The following is a 17652-nucleotide window of genomic DNA, read 5'->3' on the forward strand; positions in this document are numbered from 1 at the left end:
GAACTCCCGAAGAACGATCTCAGCGCCGGGTGGCCGGCCAGGGCGGGGTGCGGGCCGCTCATCGGACGCTCAGCACCCGCAGCGCGGACTTCAGCAGGGCGGCGATCTCGGGCTCGCGCCCGGCCGCCTCCGCGGCCTCGGCCTCGTGGGCGATCGCGGCGATCGCCTCATCCGCGTCCCGGGCCGAGTATCCGAGGCCGACCAGGCCGGCGTGCACCTGCTCCCGCCAGGGGGACGGTCCGCCCCGGCCGTCGGGCATCCCGGCGGCGGTGGCCCGCGCCGGGCCGAGCCGGTCCCGCAGCTCCAGCATGATCCGCTGGGCGCTCTTCGGCCCGATGCCCGGGACCATGGTGAGCGCCTTGACGTCCCCGCTCGCCACCGCCGTCCGCAGCGCGTTCGGCGAGTGCACGGCGAGCATGGCGAGCGCGAGGCGCGGCCCGACGCCGTTCACCGTGAGCAGGCTCTCGAAGATCGCGCGCTCGTCGTCGGAGGCGAAGCCGTACAGGGTGAGGGAGTCCTCCCGGACGACGAGCGCCGTGGCGAGCCGGGCGGGCTCGCCGACGCGCAGCCCGGCCAGCGTCGCGGGGGTGCAGTGGACCAGGACGCCGAACCCGCCCACCTCGATGACCGCGGTCTCGGGGCCGATGGCCGCCACCTTCCCCGCCACGGATGCGATCACCGCGCGCTCCCTCCCCCGTCCGGGTCACCCGCCCATGCGGGCGCGGCCGGGCGCCGCGCCCGGGCCAGCGCCTCCGCGAGGCGGTGCTGCGCCCCGCCCCGCCAGACGTGGCAGATGGCGAGCGCGAGCGCGTCCGCGGCGTCGGCCGGCTTGGGCATGGCGTCGAGCCGGAGCAGCCGGGTGACCATCGCGCCCACCTGGCGCTTGCCGGCGTCGCCGTTGCCGGTGATGGCCGCCTTGACCTCGCTGGGCGTGTGCAGCGCGACGGGAAGTCCCCGGCGGGCGGCGCACACGATCGCGATCGCGGCCGCCTGCGCCGTCCCCATCACGGTCCGGACGTTGTGCTGGGCGAAGACCCGCTCCACCGCCACCGTGGACGGCCGCACCTCGTCGAGCCACCGCTCGATCTCCCGCTCGATGGCGAGCAGGCGGGTGCCGATGTCGTCATCGGCCGAGGTGCGCACCACCCCGGCGGCCACCAGCCGGAGCGGCGCCCCGGGCCGGCCTTCCACGGCGCCGAGGCCGCACCGGGTCAGGCCCGGATCCACACCCAGCACCCGCGCCTCGGGTGATCTCACGCACGCCTCCCTGGCTCGCCGCCCGGCGGCATGGCACCGCCGAACACCTGTTCGGCACCGCACTCTACCGCGATCAGGGGCCCGCGGTCGCCCCCCGTGGGCGATCGATCGGCGCGCGGGACGGCGGGACGCGGTCCCGGGAGGAAGGCGGCGCATGCCGGAGGAGGGGCCACCGGCGCCGCCCGGCCGGTGCGGAACCCGCCGGCCGGGCACGGTGACCGGAGCGGGGCCCGCGGCACGGCCGGTCGCACCGATCCCCGGAGGCCGGGCGCGGGGCGCGGCCACGGCCCACGGGCCGGCGCCGCGGGCGAGCGGCACGGGCGCGCACGGACGTCAGACCGCGAGCTTCTCCATGATCTCGTCGCTGACGTCGTAGTTCGCGTAGACGTTCTGGACGTCGTCGCTGTCCTCGAGCGCCTCGATCAGGCGGAACACCTTGCGGGCGCTCTCCTCGTCGAGCGGGACGCTCACCGTCGGCAGGAAGCTCACCTCGGCCGACTCGTACTCGATCCCCGCGTCCTGCAGCGCCTGGCGCACCGCGATGAGGTCGGAGGGCTCGCAGATGACCTCGAAGTTCTCACCGAGGTCGTTGACCTCCTCGGCCCCGGCGTCGACCACGGCCATGAGCACGTCGTCCTCGGTGCGCGACCCCTTGGGAACGATCACCACGCCCTTGCGCTTGAACATGTACGACACCGAGCCGGGGTCGGCGAGGGACCCGCCGTTCCTGGTGAGGGCGACGCGGACCTCGGAGGCGGCGCGGTTGCGGTTGTCGGTGAGGCACTCGATGAGGATCGCGACGCCGCCGGGGCCGTACCCCTCGTACATGATGGTCTGCCAGTCGGCGCCGCCCGCCTCGAGCCCGCCGCCGCGCTTGCGCGCCCGCTCGATGTTCTCGAGCGGCACGGAGTTCTTCCGCGCCTTGAGGATCGCGTCGTACAGCGTCGGGTTGGCGTCCGGATCGGGCCCGCCGAGCCTGGCGGCGACCTCGATGTTCTTGATGAGCTTGGCGAACAGCTTGCCGCGCCGGGAGTCCAGCACGGCCTTCTTGTGCTTCGTCGTCGCCCATTTGGAGTGGCCGGCCATCGCCTAGTGCTCCCTCACCATTTCCACGAAGTACGAGTGGACCCGCGCGTCACCGGTCAGCTCCGGATGGAAGGATGTCGCGAGCAGAGATCCTTGGCGGACCGCGACGATCCTATCCTCAGGTCCGACCCTGCCCAGGACTTCCACGTCAGGGCCGACGGACTCGACCCACGGCGCCCGGATGAAGACGGCCCGGATGGTCCCCCGGCCGGCGAACTCGAGGTCGGTCTCGAAGGAGTCGACCTGGCGGCCGAAGGCGTTGCGCCGGACCAGCATGTCGATGCCGCCGAAGGTCTGCTGGCCTTCGATCCCACCCTCGATGCGGTCGGCGAGCATGATCATTCCTGCGCAGGAGCCGTACGCGGGCATGCCGTCCTTGATACGCAGCCGCAGCGGTTCGAACAGGTCGAACGCCACCGCCAGCTTCCAGATCGTGGTGGACTCGCCACCGGGGATGACCAGACCGTCGACCGCGTCGAGCTCCGCCTTCCGGCGCACGGGCACGGCGCGGGCCCCCGCGGCCTCCAATGCGCGGATGTGCTCGCGGACGTCGCCCTGCAGGGCGAGCACGCCGATCGTCGGCGCAGCGGTCACGGTGCACCCCTTCTGATGGATCCGTTCTGGCCGCTTAAGAGTACGGCGCATGCGGCGGTTGCCCCAAACCGCCGGGCGTTCAGCCGCGGCCCAGCTTGGCGAGGGCGGGGAGGGCGACGGCGATGGCCTGCCGTTCCTCCGGCGTGAGGGCCTCCAGGCACCGGGCGAGGTAGCCGATCCGGGCCCGGCGCACGGCGATCAGGCGGGCCCGGCCCTCACCGGTGAGCTCGACCGTGCGGACCCGGGCGTCCGCCGGGTCGAAGCCCCGGGCGACCAGGCCCGCCTCCTCGAGCCGGTTGATCTGCACGCTGATCGTGGGGAGCTGCACGCCGTGCTCCTCGGCGAGGTCGGTCATCCGGCGCGGGCCCGCTTCGAGGGAGCCGAGCACGGCGTACTGCTGGGCGGTCACCGGCTGCCCGGCGCTCGCCCGGCGCAGCAGCATGACGAGATGACGCAGCTCGCGCGAGAGTGCGGCGGCGAGCTCCTGGACGTCCCCTGTGCCGGTCACCAGCCCCGCTCGGCAAGGCGATGGGAGGCGGGAATCTCGCTCACGTTGATGCCGACCATGGCCTCGCCGAGGCCGCGCGACACCTTGGCGATCACGTCGGGGTCGTCGTAGTAGGTGACGGCCTTGACGATCGCGGCGGCGCGCTTGGCCGGGTCGCCGGACTTGAAGATGCCGGAGCCGACGAAGACGCCGTCGGCGCCGAGCTGCATCATCATCGCGGCGTCGGCGGGGGTGGCGATGCCGCCCGCGGTGAACAGCACGACGGGCAGCCTGCCGGTCCGGGCCACCTCGGCGACCAGCTCGTACGGCGCCCGCAGCTCCTTGGCGGCGACGTACAGCTCGTCCTCGGGGAGCGCGGAGAGCCGCTTGATCTCGCTGCGGATCTTGCGCATGTGGGTGACGGCGTTGGACACGTCGCCGGTGCCCGCCTCACCCTTGGAGCGGATCATCGCGGCGCCCTCGGCGATCCGGCGCAGCGCCTCCCCGAGGTTGGTCGCCCCGCAGACGAAGGGCACCGTGAACTTCCACTTGTCGATGTGGTTCTCGTAGTCGGCCGGGGTGAGGACCTCGGACTCGTCGATGTAGTCGACGCCGAGCGCCTGGAGGACCTGAGCCTCGACGAAGTGGCCGATCCGGACCTTGGCCATGACCGGGATCGACACCGCGTCCATGATCTTCTCGATCAGCTCGGGGTCGCTCATGCGGGCCACGCCGCCCTGTGCGCGGATGTCGGCCGGAACCCGCTCCAGCGCCATGACGGCGACCGCCCCGGCGTCCTCGGCGATCTTGGCCTGCTCCGGGGTGACGACGTCCATGATGACCCCACCCTTGAGCATCTCGGCCATCCCGCGCTTGACGCGGGGGGTGCCCACGGTGGTGGTCTCGTTGGCTTCGGGGGTGCTGCTGGACACGTTGCTCCCTACGACGGCGGGGCTGTGGACGATTTCGACTCCATGGTAGGCGCTCGCCGGAAGCGCTCCTCACGCGCCACGGTGTCGCGGTGACCGATGTGACTTGTCCACTCCGGAGTGGCGCCGTGCGGGCGGTCAGGCACCGTCCGCGCGGTCAGGCGCAGTGCGCGCGGCTCAGGGGACGACGGGCTTGCGCGAGGCGAGCACGATCCAGACCTGGCCTCGGGCGAACGGCATGGGCGTGCCGTCGGCGAGCGTGTAGACGGTGCCCTCCTCCTTGGAGGCGCGCGACCACCGCACCCGGTAGGCCTTGCCGTCGCGCAGCACGATCCCGGTGCCCTTGCCGACCGTGTGGAGGAGCGGGGTGTAGGCGCCGTTGACGTCGTGGAACTCCGAGCGGGTCGTCTTGACCCACTGGATCACGATGGTGGGCGCGCCCTGCTGGCCGCCCTCCGCGGCCATGTTCTTGGCCCCGTCCTGGGAGATGAGCCAGCGCTTCTGCCGCTCCGACCAGGTGAAGGTGAACCGGGCGGACGGGTAGCGCACGGTCACGGAGCGCCGCTCGGTGCCGCCGGGCGGCGGCTCGTCGGAGAAGACGAAGCCGATGTCCTTGGCCTTGCTCGCCTGGGGCGCCCGCGCGAGCAGCTTCCGCGGGCTGGCGAACAGGTTGTACGGCGCGACCCGGCCGGGCATCCGGCGGTACGCGTCGGGCGCCGCCGAGTCGGAGACGTCGTACAGCGGGGCCCGCTGGACGTACGGGATCATCTTGGTCTGCACGCCGGAGTAGGCGAGCGCGGGCTTGCCGAACATCGGCAGGAGGTACAGGTCGGAGATCCGGGCGCTCCGCACCGGCCCCACCTGGGCGGGGAGCTTCGACGAGAAGATCGCCATGAGCCGGGTCAGCCCGCCCTCGACCTGCTGGACGTAGACGATGTCCGCGCTGCGCAGGCCCATCTGCGGCTTGCCGGCCGGGGTGTTCTCGATCTTGACGGCGAGCACCGGGCGGAGGGTGGAGGCCGGCAGGCCGGTGAACGGGTGCTCGGGAGGCGGCTCGGGGGACGGTGAGGGTGATACCACGGCCTGGCCCGGCTGAGCCTGGGCCTTGGACCCGTCGCCGGAGCAGGCCGCTCCGGCGAGCACCACCGCCGTCGCCAGCGCGAAACGGATCACTGCCCGCACCGTGAGCTCCTCCCGTGGAAGCAGCGCGGACGGCGTGCGGCGTCCATGTCTCGTTCAGGATCCGCCGGTCCGTCCTCGAGAAACAGCACGAGCTTACCGGCGAATCCCAAAAAACGACCTAAAACGATTTACAAACCGTTGAGATCCCGGTCACCGGGGCGCCCGCTAGGAGCCGCCGCTGAGAGAGCGCGGCGGCTCGTCGTCGATCTCGAAGTACCGCGGCATCTCGGTGCGGCCGGCGAGCCGGAGGGTGCGGGCGAGCCAGCGCTGCCGGGCGGTCCGGGTCACCTCGACCGCGTTGTTGTAGAACCGGCGGGAGTAGACGACCTTGGCGACGGCCGTGTCGAGCTCCTCCAGCAGGGTGCGGCCCGCCGGGTGCTCGGCGAGCTTCTCCTTGAACCGCTCCTGGTCGACGACGGCGCGCAGCGTCTTGGAGAGGTCGCTCTCGGCGTGCTCCCGCTCCTCCGGCCCGGCGATCCGGGCCTCGTGCGCGGCCGCGGCGAGCACGAGCGAGGTGGCCGGGTCGAGGATCCGGGACCCGGCGAGCTCCAGGCAGACCGCGGCCCGGCGGAGCAGCGCGGCGTCGAGGGCCGCGTACGCGCCCTCGAGCCGGATGTGCAGCCGGTCGAGCCGGCCGGCCCGCCAGGAGATGTAGACCGCGGTGAGCACGAGCACGAGCAGCACGAGGACGACGGTCAGCCAGGTGGTCATCACACGTCCTCCACCACGCCGGTGGCCGCCTCGGTGACGGTCTCGTACACCCGGAGCACCTCACGGGCGACGATCGACCAGTCGTACTTGCGGACCGCCAGCCGCGCCTCCTCCGAGAGCTTGGCCCGCAGGTCCGGGTCGTCGAGCAGCCGCGCCGCCTCGGCCGCGAGCGCGGCCGGGTCGCCGGTGGTGAAGAGCGCCCCCGCCTGGCCCTCGCCGAGCACGTGCCGGAACGCCGGGATGTCGCTGGCGAGGATCGGGGCCCCGGCGGCCATGGCCTCGGCGAGGACGATCCCGAAGCTCTCCCCGCCCAGGTTGGGGGCGCAGAAGATGTCGACCGAGTGGTACGCGCGGATCTTGTCCTCCTCGCTCACCATGCCGAGCACGCCGACCCGGTCGTGGAACTCCGCGGGCACCCGGTCGAACACCTCGCCGGGGTCGCCGGGGCCGGCGATGAGCAGCCGCAGCGCGGGCCGTTCCGGGGCGAGCAGCGCGAACGCCTCCAGCAGGACGGGCAGCCCCTTGCGCGGCTCGTCCATCCGGCCGAGGAAGCCGATCACGTTGCCGTCCGGCCCCCAGCCGGGCAGCGGCTCGCCTTCGGCGTACCGGCTCACCGTCACCCCGTTGGGGATCAGCACCGCGTCGCCGCCGAAGTGCTCCACCAGCGTCTTGCGCGCCGCGTCGGAGACCGCGATCCGGCCGGTGATCTTCTCGAGGATGCTCTGCAGCACCGGCGCGGCCATGGCCATCGCCCGGGAGCGCTCCAGCGAGGCGTGGAACGTGGCGACGATCGGGCCGCGCGCCGCCCAGCAGGCGAGCATGCTCAGCGACGGCACGGCCGGCTCGTGCACGTGCAGCACGTCGAACCGGCCCTCCCGGATCCACTTGCGCACCCGGTTCGCCGAGAGGAAGCCGAACGCGAGCCGGGCCACCGACCCGTTGTACGGCACGGGCACGGCCCGGCCGGCCGAGGTCACGTACGGCGGCAGCTCGGCGTCGTCGGCCGCGGGGGCGATGACGGAGACGTGGCAGCCGTGGGCGATGAGCGCCTCGGCGAGGTCGCGGATGTGCGCCTGGACCCCGCCGGGGACCTCCCAGGTGTAGGGGCAGACGATGCCGACCCTCACGGCACTCCCCCGCGCGTGGGCTCGAAATCGTCGAGCCACACTCTCTGGAGCATGTGCCAGTCCTCCGGGTGCTCGGCGATGCCCTGCTCGAACGCCTCCGCCATGCGCTGGGTCATGATCGCGATCTTCTCCTTGCGGGTGCCCTCGGCGGGGACGGGGATCTCGTCGTAGACCCGGCCGCCCCACCCGTCGCCCTCGAACCAGAGCACGGCCGGCAGGAGCGCCGCGCCGGTCTGGACGGCGAGCGCCGCGGGGCCGGGGGCCATCCGGGTCTTCGCGCCGAAGAACACCACCTCGACGCCGGAGTCGGTCAGGTCGCGCTCGGCCGGCAGGCAGACCGGGCGTCCCTCGCGCAGCCGCCGGGCGAGGGTGGCGAAGGCCCGGGCGCTCCCCCCGTCCCGGTTGGTGAGCGGCAGCACCTCCATGCCGAGGCTCTCCCGGTAGGCGACGAACCGCTCGAAGAGCGACTCGGGGCGCAGCCGCTCGGCGACCGTGGTGAACGGGTGCCCCATGTGCACCAGCCAGGCGCCGGCCAGGTCGTAGTTGCCGGTGTGGGGCAAGGCCACCACGACCCCCCGGCCGGAGGCGAGCGTCTCGAAGATGGCCTCCACCCCGATGATGCGGGTGCCCGCGCGGATGCGCTCCGGGCTCATCGCGGGGAGGCGGAACATCTCCATCCAGTACCGGAAGTAGGAGCGCATGCCGGCGCGGCTGAGCTCCCGCACCGCGGGGTCGGCGGGGTCCTTGCCGACCACCCGGGCGAGGTTCGCCTCCAGGCGCCGCACCGAGGTGCCGCGCCGGCGCCAGAGCAGGTCGGCGAGGGTGCGGAAGAACCAGGCGGCGAGCCGCTCGGGCACCCGGCGCACCAGCGCCCAGCCCAGGGTTAAGCACGCCGCGATGATCCGGTCGGCGAGCGGGAGGCGTTCGGGCCGGTTGCGCGCGCCGGGCCTGCCGCTCATACGACCACCGCCTGACTCATTCGTCGACCACCGCCTGCCGGTACACGTGGACCATCCGCTGGACGACCGTGATCGCGCTCGCCACGGCGAGCAGCCAGAGCCCGATCGCCAGCACGTACGGCACGCCGAGGCCGGAGAGCCCGGCCGCCACGAGCACGATCACCAGGCGCTCGCCGCGCTCGGCGATGCCGACGTTCGCGGTCATGCCGAGGCCCTCGGCGCGGGCCTTGGCGTAGGACACCAATGCTCCCGCGACGAGGCAGAAGAGCGCGACGATCGCGAGGACGATCTCCGGCTGGTCCTTGAGGAGGAGGTACAGGATCAACCCGGAGAAGATCGCGGCGTCACCGACCCGGTCGAGCGTGGAGTCCAGGAACGCACCCCACTTGCTCTTCCTGCCGATCATCCGGGCGAGCACGCCGTCGAGGAGATCGGCGATCCCGAAGAACGCGATGATCATCGAGCCGAGGAAGAGCCGGCCGCTCGGGTAGCAGGTGAGCGCGGCGGTCACCACGCCGGCCGTGCCGACCGTGGTGATGACGTCCGGTGAAACTCCCATCCGGGCGAGGGTCCGGCCCACGGGGGCCAGGACCCGGGAGACGGCGGGGCGCAAGACGTTCAACATCGCCGTTGATGGTAGGCCATCCGTCCTGACCACATGATGGTCACCACATTGGGCAGATAGGTCTTGTGCGATCCGGCGCGTGGGTAAAGGGTGAAAACACACGCCTGCATCACAGCGGGCGGGAGATCATGCGGCCTCGCCGCCCGCTGGGCCAGCGCGGGCCCAGGCGTGGGACAGCGACGGCTTGAACGGCCGGCGCGGAGCGCGGCCACGTGCCCCTCGCCGGTCGTTCGGAGACCTCGGGAGGCGATGTGGCCGAGAGATCAACCGGGGCGACCCAAGGGGCCGCGGGCAGGGCACCCACGGCCGACCGGCCGGACATGGTGCGCAATGTCGTGCTGGTCGGCCATTCCGGATCCGGCAAGACGACACTGGTCGAGGCGCTGCTCGCCGAGACGGGGGTGATCCAGCGTCCCGGCCGGGTGGAGGACGGCACGACGGTCAGCGACTACGACGAGGTGGAGGTGCGCCAGAAGCGCTCCGTCAATCTCGCCGTCGCTCCCACCGTCTTCAACGGTATAAAGATCAACCTTCTCGACACTCCAGGATACGCGGACTTCATCGGTGACCTGCGCGCCGGGTTGCGGGCGGCCGACGCCGCGCTGTTCGTGATCTCGGCGGCCGACGGGGTGGACGGCCTCACCAAGATGCTCTGGGAGGAGTGCGCGCTCGTCGGCATGCCGCGGGCCGTGGTCATCTCCAAGATCGACCATCAGCGGGCCGACTTCGACGGGACCCTCGCCCAGTGCCGGGACGGGTTCGGGGAGGGCATCGCCCCCGTCTACCTGCCCGTCGACGGAACCGGCCTGCTCAGCCTGGTGTCCCGGCGGTTCATCGACTACTCCGGCGGGACCCGCACCGAGCGGGACCCCGACCCCGGCCAGCTCGACCTGATCGAGCGGTACCGCGGCGACCTGATCGAGCAGATCATCCAGGAGAGCGAGGACGAGTCCCTGATGGACCGCTACCTCGCCGGGGAGGAGATCGACGACGAGTCGCTCATCACCGACCTGGAGAAGGCGGTGGCCAGGGGCAGCTTCTACCCGGTGCTGGCGGCGGCGCCCGGTGTCGGCATGCAGGAGATCCTCGAGCTGATCACCAAGGGGTTCCCCTCGCCGCTCGAGCACCCGCTGCCGGAGATCACCACGATCGACGGCCGGCCGGTGGAGGGGCTCACCGCCGACCCCGAGGGCCCGCTGGTGGCCGAGGTCGTCAAGACCACGAGCGACCCGTACGTGGGACGGATCAGCCTGGTCCGCGTGTTCTCCGGCACGCTCCGGCCGGACATGACCGTGCACGTCTCCGGGCACGGCCTCGCCGACCGCGGGCACGAGGACCACGACGTGGACGAGCGGATCGGCACGCTGAGCTCGCCGCTGGGCAAGACGCAGCGGACGATCGGCAAGTGCGTGGCCGGCGACATCTGCGCGATCGCCAAGCTGTCCCGGGCGGAGACCGGTGACACGCTCTCCGCCAAGGACCGGCCGCTGCTCATGGCCCCGTGGCAGATGCCCGAGCCGCTGCTGCCGGTCGCGATCGAGCCGCGGTCCAAGGCGGACGAGGACAAGCTCGGCCAGGCGCTCTCCCGGCTCGTGGCGGAGGACCCGACGCTGCGGCTGGAGCACAACGCGGAGACCCACCAGCTCGTGCTGTGGTGCATGGGCGAGGCCCACTCCGACGTGCTGCTCGACCGGCTCTCCCGGCGGTACGGCGTGCAGGTCGACCGGACCGAGGTGCGGGTGCCGCTGCGGGAGACGTTCGCCGGCAAGGCCCAGGGCATGGGACGGAACGTCAAGCAGACCGGCGGCCACGGCCAGTACGCGATCTGCCACATCGAGGTCGAGCCGCTGCCGGCCGGGAGCGGGTTCGAGTTCATCGACAAGATCGTCGGCGGGGTGATCCCGCGGCAGTTCATCCCGTCCGTGGAGAAGGGCATCCGGGCGCAGATGGAGCGCGGCGTGCTCGCCGGGTACCCGATGGTCGACATCCAGGTGACCCTCTACGACGGCAAGTCGCACCCGGTCGACTCCTCGGACATGGCGTTCCAGATCGCCGGGCAGCTCGCGCTGAAGGACGCCGCGTCCAAGACCCAGGTGATCCTCCTGGAGCCGGTGGACGAGGTCTCCGTCCTCATCCCGGACGAGTACGTCGGCGCGATCATGTCCGACCTGTCGGCGCGGCGCGGCCGGGTGCTCGGCACCGAGCCGGTCGGGACCGGCCGCACGGTGGTGCGCGCCGAGGTGCCGCAGCTCGAGATCACCAGGTACGCGGTGGACCTGCGCTCGCTGTCGCAGGGCACGGGGACGTTCACCCGGTCCTTCCTGCGGTACGAGCCGCTCCCCGCCCACCTCGCGGCCAAGGTCACCCAGGCCGCCTGACCCGGGGCTCAGCCGCACCGGGCGCCGGCGCCGCCGGTGCCCGGTGCGCCGCGCCGCCGGCCGTACCGGGGCACGCGGCGAACCCGCGCCGGGAGGGTCACGGGATCGTGCCGGGCGGGCCATGCCGCGGCCTGCGCGCGGGCTCCCCTGCCCGCATGGGCCGGACCCCACGCGGTGAACTAGGCGTTCCCGCGCGGCGGAACCGGCCCTGGGCGAGCCCGGCCGGCTGCCCGCGCCGTGCCGTACCCGGCGTGCCGGGCGCGGCATGCCGGGCCGTACGCGGGGACGGCCCGGTTCCGCCCGGGCGGCCGGGTGCACGGCGGCGCGCGGGTGGGCCACGGCACACCGCGGGTACCGCGCGGCACACCCCGGGTAAGGGAAGATCTCCCTCCGCTTGGCCGGGCCATCCGGTTCCGATGCCAGACTGTGTGGCTGATGCCCATCGGAATCGGGGAGGACGCCACGTGTCCGGACGGGGCCAGACCGCTCGGCCGTTACTGATCAGCACCGCCATCGCCGTGCTCGCCACCGGGGCGGCCTACGCCTTCGGCCCGCAGGCGAGCGCGGACCGGTCCGCGGCCTCGGCGCAGCGGCAGGCGGCGGCCGAGGTCACGGTGCCCACCTCGGCCGCGTCGTGCCGGGTGGACGCGCGCTTCCCCAAGCGGGAGATGCGCGGGGTCTGGATCGCGGCGATCCACAACCTCGACTGGCCGTCGCGCGGGGCGCGCACCCCCGAGCGGCAGCGCGCCGAGTACCTGAAGATCCTCGACGCGGCGGTGCGGCACCGGCTCAACGCGGTGTTCGTGCAGGTCCGGCCGGCCTCGGACGCGCTCTACCGGTCGTCGCTGGAGCCGTGGTCACAGTGGCTGACCGGCACGGCGGGCAAGGACCCGGGCTGGGACCCGCTGCCGTTCCTGATCAAGGAGGCGCACAAGCGCGGCCTGGAGTTCCACGCCTGGTTCAACCCGTACCGGGCGGCGCTCACGGACGACGTGACCAAGCTCCCGGCCCGGCATCCCGCGCGGCTTCACCCGGAGTGGACGGTCAAGCACGAGGGCCGCCTCTACTACGACCCGGGCCTGCCGGAGGTGCGGGACTGGGTGACCAAGGTCGTGACCGACGTGGTGCGCCGCTACGACGTGGACGGCGTCCACTTCGACGACTACTTCTACCCGTACCCCGGGAAGGGGACGCCGTTCCGGGACACCGCGACCTACCGGAAGTACGGCCGCGGCAAGCCGCTCGCCGATTGGCGGCGGGAGAACGTCAACAAGCTGATCGCCCAGGTCCACGCGGCGGTGCGCAAGACCAAGCGGCACGTGAAGTTCGGGGTGAGCCCGTTCGGCATCTGGCGGAACAAGAAGCAGGACCCGGCCGGCTCGGCCACCTCGGGCATGTCGGCCTACGACGCGATCTACGCGGACGCGAAGGCGTGGATCAAGGCGGGCACGGTCGACTACGTGATCCCGCAGCTCTACTGGCCGCGCGGGTACGCCGCGGCCCGGTACGAGGTGCTCGCCCCGTGGTGGGCGGACGCGGTGAAGGGCACGGACGTCCACCTCTACATCGGCCAGGCGCTCTACCAGGTGGGCACCAAGGACGTCCCGGGCTGGCGCAAGCCCGGCGAGCTCCCCGCCCACCTCGCCATCAACCGGAAGTACCCGCAGATCCGCGGCGACGTGTACTTCAGCGCGTCCTCGCTGCTCCGCGACCCGCTCTCGGCGATGAGCACGATCACCAAGGAGTACTACCGCAGGCCGGCCCTGCTCCCGGTGCCGGAGCGGATGGCGGGCCGCCCGCCCGCGGCCCCGCAGGGCGTGCGGCGCAGCGGCGGCACGCTGGTGTGGCGGCACACGCCGGGTGCCCGCGCGTACGCCGTCTACCGGGTGAACGGCAAGGCGGACGCGTGCGCGTTCGCCGACGCCCGCAACCTGGTGGCGATCGTCCCGGCGAGCCGGAACCCGCGCCTGGCCGTCAAGGGCGATGGGAAGTACTACGTGAGCGCGCTCGACCGGCTCACCAACGAGAGCCCGGCCGTCCTCGCCCGGTGAGCGGCCGGGCCGGAGGGCTCAGGCGGGCCAGGCGTCGGCGAGCAGGTCCCGGGTGTCGCGCAGGAGCTGCGGGAGGACCTTGGTCCGCCCCACCACCGGCATGAAGTTCGTGTCACCGCCCCACCGGGGCACGACGTGCTGGTGCAGGTGGGCGGCGATGCCGGCGCCCGCGACCGCGCCGAGGTTCATGCCGACGTTGAACCCCTGGGCGCCGCTCGCCTTGCGCAGCGCCTGGATCGCCCGCTTGGTGAACTCGGCGAGCTCGGCGGTCTCCGCCTCGTCGAGGTCGACGTAGTCGGAGACGTGCCGGTAGGGGCAGACCATCAGGTGACCGGAGTTGTAGGGGTAGAGGTTGAGCACGGCGTAGACGGCCGAGCCGCGGGCCACGATCAGCCCCTCCGGGTCGGGCCGCTTGGGGATGTCGCAGAAGGGGCAGCCGTCGTCCGCCCCGGGGCCGCTGGGCTTGTTCTCGCCCTTGATGTAGGCCATGCGGTGCGGGGACCAGAGGCGCTGGAACTGGTCGGGGATTCCGGCGCCGGCCTGCTCGATCGGCTCTGGATTCACGGTCGTGCTCTCCTCCACTCCGTCACTGCCCCGGTTCACCGGTTCCTACCGCACCCGAGCGGGGTTCCTGCCGCCCCCAAGCAGGATATGCCGCACTGATCGCCATCCGTCCGGGTGGTCGCGACAGTGCGGCCCTTGGGCGCGCGGCGGGCGGGGGCCTCGCCCATGCTCCCCGGCGGGGGCGGCCCCACGGCGGACGCCGGCCGCACCGCGTCCTCCCGGCCGCGGACGTGGGCCGGGCCACCGGAGCGCGGACCGGCCCCGGCGGACGGGCGGTTCCGCGGCCGGGGCGCGGACGGCCCGGCGGCACGGGGCGGCCGGCCTCGCGGCCGGGACGCGATCGGGCCGGCGGCCGGAGCGTACGGCTCCCGCCGCGCCGGGCGGGAGCCGTACCGGGGTCAGACCTGGATGCGGCGCTCGACCGCGCTGACGATCTCCTCGATCGCCTGGTCGATCGGCACCCCGTTCTTCTGCTCGCCGTTGCGGTAGCGGAACGACACGGCACCGGCCGCGACGTCCTTGTCCCCGGCGAGCAGCATGTACGGGACCTTGGCCTTCTGCGCGTTGCGGATCTTCTTCTGCATCCGGTCGTCCGAGGCGTCCACCTCGACCCGGATGCGCCGCTCGCGCAGGCGCTTGGCGACGTCCTGCAGGTACGGCACGTGCGCCTCGGTGATCGGGATGCCGACGACCTGGACCGGGGCGAGCCACGGCGGGAAGGCGCCGGCGTAGTGCTCGACCAGCACGCCGAAGAACCGCTCGATCGAGCCGAACAGCGCCCGGTGGATCATGACGGGGCGCTTGCGGGTGCCGTCGGCCGCCTGGTACTCGAGCTCGAACAGCTCGGGCAGGTTGAAGTCGAGCTGGATCGTCGACATCTGCCAGGTGCGGCCGATCGCGTCCCGCGCCTGCACCGAGATCTTGGGGCCGTAGAAGGCGGCGCCGCCCGGGTCGAGGACGAGCTCGAGGTTCTCCGCCTCGGCGACCTCGCGCAGGGTCCGGGTCGCCTCCTCCCACACCTCGTCGGAGCCGACGTACTTCTCCGGGTCCTTGGTGGACAGCTCCAGGTAGAAGTCGTTGAGGCCGAAGTCGCGCAGCAGGTCGAGCACGAACCGGAGCAGCGAGCGCAGCTCGTCGCGCATCTGCTCCTGGGTGCAGTAGATGTGCGCGTCGTCCTGGGTGAGGCCCCGCACCCGGGTCAGGCCGTGCACCACCCCGGACTTCTCGTACCGGTAGACCGTGCCGAACTCGAAGAGCCGCAGGGGCAGCTCCCGGTACGACCGCCCGCGCGCCCGGAAGATCAGGTTGTGCATCGGGCAGTTCATGGGCTTGAGGTAGTACCGGGCGCCCTCGAGCTCCATGGGCGGGAACATGGCGTCGGCGTACCAGTTGAGGTGGCCGGAGATCTGGTAGAGCTTCTCCTTCGTGATGTGCGGGGTGTTCACGAAGGAGTAGCCCGCCTCCTCGTGACGCCGGCGGGAGTAGTCCTCCATGATCCGCCGGATGGTGCCGCCCTTCGGGTGGAACACCGGGAGGCCGGAGCCGAGCTCCTCCGGGAAGGAGAACAGGTCCAGCTCGACGCCGAGCCTGCGGTGGTCGCGCTTCTCCGCCTCCTCCAGGAAGTGCAGGTACTCGTCCTGCTTCTCCTTGGACTCCCAGGCGGTGCCGTAGATCCGCTGGAGCTGCGGGTTCTTCTCGCTGCCGCGCCAGTAGGCGCCGCTCGACCGCATGAGGGCGAACGCCGGGATCGCCTTGGTGCTCGGCAGGTGCGGCCCCCGGCACAGGTCCTTCCAGCAGACCTCGCCGGTCTTCGGGTCGATGTTGTCGTAGATGGTGAGCTGGCCGGCGCCCACCTCGACGTTCGCGCCGTCCTCGGACCCGGCGGCGCCCTTCAGCTCGATCAGCTCCAGCTTGTACGGCTCGCCGGCGAGCTCCTCGCGGGCCTGCTCATCGGTCACCGGGCGCCGCCGGAAGAGCTGCCCCTGCTTGATGATCTCGCGCATCCGCTTCTCGATGCGCTTGAGATCCTCCGGGGTGAACGGCTCCCGCACGTCGAAGTCGTAGTAGAAGCCGTTCTCGATCGGCGGCCCGATGCCGAGCTTCGCCTCAGGGAATAGCTCCTGAACGGCCTGGGCCAGGACGTGAGCGGTGGAGTGACGGAGGATGGCCCGGCCGTCGCCGCTGTCGATGGTGACCGGCTCGATGACGTCGCCGTCGGCCACCTCGGTCGCGAGGTCACGCAGCTCGCCGTTGATCCGGGCGGCGATCACCGTCCTGCCGTCCGCCTCGAGCGCCTGCCCGGCCGTCGTCCCCGCCGCCACCACGCGCTCGGTCCCGGCGATGGTGATGCGGATCTCTTGGGCGGAGGACACGGCTGCTCCTTCGGTCATGGAAACGGAATCGCACGTGAGTGAACGCCCCTCGAGCCGGCAGGGGCCCGATTCGAGGCACACCATCCGATGCTACCGGTGCCGCCGCCCGGCGATTCGCATGATCGCTTGCGTGACGGCGGCCGGTGCCCGGCCTGCCGGCCCCGCGGTACGGCGCGGCCGCCCACGGCGCGGGCCCGGGACGGCGCCCGGTCCCGGGCCCGGCCGGCTCACCAGCGGTGGTGGACCTGCGGCCGGATCAGCTCGTCGTACACGGTGCGGACCGCCGCGTGCACCTCGGGGGACAAGCGCGGGAAACCCGCGGCCGCGGCGTTCGCCCGCGCCTGCTCCGGGTTGCGCGCCCCCGGGATCACCACGCTGACCCCGCTCTGGTCGAGGATCCAGCGCAGCGCGAACTGGGCCATGGTCATGCCCTCGGGCACCAGCGGGCGGAGCCGCTCCACCGCCTGGAGGCCGACGCCGTACTCCACGCCGGAGAACGTCTCCCCCACGTCGAACGCCTCACCGCGGCGGTTGAAGGTGCGGTGGTCGTCCTCGGCGAAGACCGACCGCGGGCCGAACTTGCCGGTGAGCAGCCCGCTGGCGAGCGGGACCCGCGCGATGATGCCGACCCCGGCCTTCTCCGCGGCGGGGAGCACCTCCTCCAGCGGCTTGAGCCGGAACATGTTGAGGATGATCTGCACGGTCGCCACCCCGGGCCGCTCGATCGCCCGGAGCGCCTCGGCGCAGGTCTCCACGCTCACCCCGTACGCCCGGATGGCGCCCTCCGCGACGAGCGTGTCGAGTGCGTCGAAGACCCGGTCGTCGTCGTAGACCGGGGACGGCGGGCAGTGGAGCTGCACCAGGTCGATCGTGTCCACCCCCAGGTTCGCCCGGGAGCGGTCGATCCAGGAGCGGAAGTTCTCCAGGGTGTAGACCTCCGGCGTCTGGGCGACCCGGCGGCCCATCTTCGTCGCCACGGTGAGCCCGGGCCGTTCCTTGAGCACCCGCCCGATCAGGCGCTCGCTGCGGCCGTCGCCGTACACGTCGGCGGTGTCGATGAAGTCGACCCCGGCGTCGATCGCGGCGTGGATCGTGGCGAGCGCGTCGGCCTCGCTCACCTCGCCCCAGTCCCCGCCGATCTGCCAGGCGCCGAGCCCGACCACGCCGACTCGCCTGCCCGTTCTGCCCAAGACGCGCTGTTCCATGAGGCCGATCGTATCGAGTGGGTCACGGGCGATTCTCATGCGCCGCTCCCCCGCCGGTCTCCCGGGCCGGATCGCCGGGAAGGCGGGGCCGGAAACAAGAAGGGGTGAACCGAGCGGTCCACCCC

Annotated in this window: 16 protein-coding genes; 2 read left to right on the forward strand and 14 right to left on the reverse strand. The window is 72.5% G+C overall.

What is annotated here, in order from left to right; all coding sequences use genetic code 11:
- Window positions 1-58: 58 nt before the first annotated feature.
- The 11 genes from ruvA to pgsA form a co-directional block, all read right to left on the reverse strand.
- Window positions 59-679 carry a Holliday junction branch migration protein RuvA gene (ruvA, locus tag TBIS_RS10230; protein WP_013132309.1) on the reverse strand — a complete coding sequence of 207 codons (621 nt, stop codon included), beginning with the start codon at window positions 677-679 and terminating at the stop codon, window positions 59-61.
- Entirely contained in the window at window positions 676-1257 is a 582-nt protein-coding gene (gene ruvC / locus TBIS_RS10235) for a crossover junction endodeoxyribonuclease RuvC (RefSeq protein WP_013132310.1), read from the reverse strand. Before ruvC ends, ruvA begins: the two co-directional genes overlap by 4 nt.
- A gap of 333 nt (window positions 1258-1590) precedes the next feature.
- Entirely contained in the window at window positions 1591-2343 is a 753-nt protein-coding gene (locus tag TBIS_RS10240; protein WP_013132311.1) for a YebC/PmpR family DNA-binding transcriptional regulator, read from the reverse strand.
- 3 nt (window positions 2344-2346) lie between these two features.
- Window positions 2347-2937: a pyridoxal 5'-phosphate synthase glutaminase subunit PdxT gene (pdxT, locus tag TBIS_RS10245; protein ID WP_013132312.1), complete on the reverse strand. Its 591-nt coding sequence runs from the start codon at window positions 2935-2937 to the stop codon at window positions 2347-2349.
- A gap of 79 nt (window positions 2938-3016) precedes the next feature.
- On the reverse strand, window positions 3017-3445 hold the full coding sequence (locus tag TBIS_RS10250) for a MarR family winged helix-turn-helix transcriptional regulator (RefSeq protein ID WP_013132313.1): 429 nt from the start codon (window positions 3443-3445) through the stop codon (window positions 3017-3019).
- Window positions 3442-4356, reverse strand: coding sequence for a pyridoxal 5'-phosphate synthase lyase subunit PdxS (gene pdxS / locus TBIS_RS10255; RefSeq protein ID WP_013132314.1), 915 nt, complete (start codon window positions 4354-4356; stop codon window positions 3442-3444). The genes TBIS_RS10250 and pdxS overlap by 4 nt, the downstream gene beginning before the upstream one ends.
- A gap of 174 nt (window positions 4357-4530) precedes the next feature.
- Window positions 4531-5535, reverse strand: coding sequence for a DUF3048 domain-containing protein (locus tag TBIS_RS10260; protein ID WP_013132315.1), 1005 nt, complete (start codon window positions 5533-5535; stop codon window positions 4531-4533).
- 165 nt (window positions 5536-5700) lie between these two features.
- A complete protein-coding gene (locus tag TBIS_RS10265) occupies window positions 5701-6246 on the reverse strand; it encodes a LemA family protein (protein WP_013132316.1) in 546 nt (181 codons plus the stop codon).
- Window positions 6246-7373, reverse strand: a complete 1128-nt coding sequence (locus TBIS_RS10270; protein WP_013132317.1) for a glycosyltransferase family 4 protein — start codon at window positions 7371-7373, stop codon at window positions 6246-6248. Before TBIS_RS10270 ends, TBIS_RS10265 begins: the two co-directional genes overlap by 1 nt.
- Window positions 7370-8332: a phosphatidylinositol mannoside acyltransferase gene (locus TBIS_RS10275; RefSeq protein ID WP_013132318.1), complete on the reverse strand. Its 963-nt coding sequence runs from the start codon at window positions 8330-8332 to the stop codon at window positions 7370-7372. Before TBIS_RS10275 ends, TBIS_RS10270 begins: the two co-directional genes overlap by 4 nt.
- Window positions 8333-8348: 16 nt before the next feature.
- Window positions 8349-8957: a phosphatidylinositol phosphate synthase gene (pgsA, locus tag TBIS_RS10280; RefSeq protein ID WP_013132319.1), complete on the reverse strand. Its 609-nt coding sequence runs from the start codon at window positions 8955-8957 to the stop codon at window positions 8349-8351.
- Window positions 8958-9208: 251 nt separating this feature from the next.
- On the opposite strand from pgsA, the gene TBIS_RS10285 reads away from it, so the two are divergent.
- Both TBIS_RS10285 and TBIS_RS10290 read left to right on the forward strand, forming a co-directional pair.
- Entirely contained in the window at window positions 9209-11335 is a 2127-nt protein-coding gene (locus TBIS_RS10285) for an elongation factor G-like protein EF-G2 (RefSeq protein WP_013132320.1), read from the forward strand.
- Window positions 11336-11799: 464 nt separating this feature from the next.
- Window positions 11800-13386 (forward strand): glycoside hydrolase family 10-like protein, encoded by a 1587-nt coding sequence (locus tag TBIS_RS10290; protein WP_013132321.1) that lies wholly within the window; start codon window positions 11800-11802, stop codon window positions 13384-13386.
- 18 nt (window positions 13387-13404) lie between these two features.
- Here the strand turns inward: TBIS_RS10290 and TBIS_RS10295 are convergent, their stop codons facing one another.
- From TBIS_RS10295 to TBIS_RS10305, 3 genes are all read right to left on the reverse strand, one after another.
- A complete protein-coding gene (locus TBIS_RS10295; protein WP_013132322.1) occupies window positions 13405-13950 on the reverse strand; it encodes an HIT family protein in 546 nt (181 codons plus the stop codon).
- 398 nt (window positions 13951-14348) lie between these two features.
- Window positions 14349-16340, reverse strand: a complete 1992-nt coding sequence (gene thrS / locus TBIS_RS10300; protein ID WP_425263888.1) for a threonine--tRNA ligase — start codon at window positions 16338-16340, stop codon at window positions 14349-14351.
- A gap of 209 nt (window positions 16341-16549) precedes the next feature.
- The gene (locus TBIS_RS10305) at window positions 16550-17527 is read right to left on the reverse strand and encodes an aldo/keto reductase (RefSeq protein WP_050760496.1); all 978 of its coding nucleotides are present in this window, start codon (window positions 17525-17527) and stop codon (window positions 16550-16552) included.
- Window positions 17528-17652: the final 125 nt, after the last annotated feature.

It is taken from the genome of Thermobispora bispora DSM 43833, assembly GCF_000092645.1.
In the GTDB taxonomy this organism is placed as follows: Bacteria; Actinomycetota; Actinomycetes; order Streptosporangiales; family Streptosporangiaceae; genus Thermobispora; species Thermobispora bispora.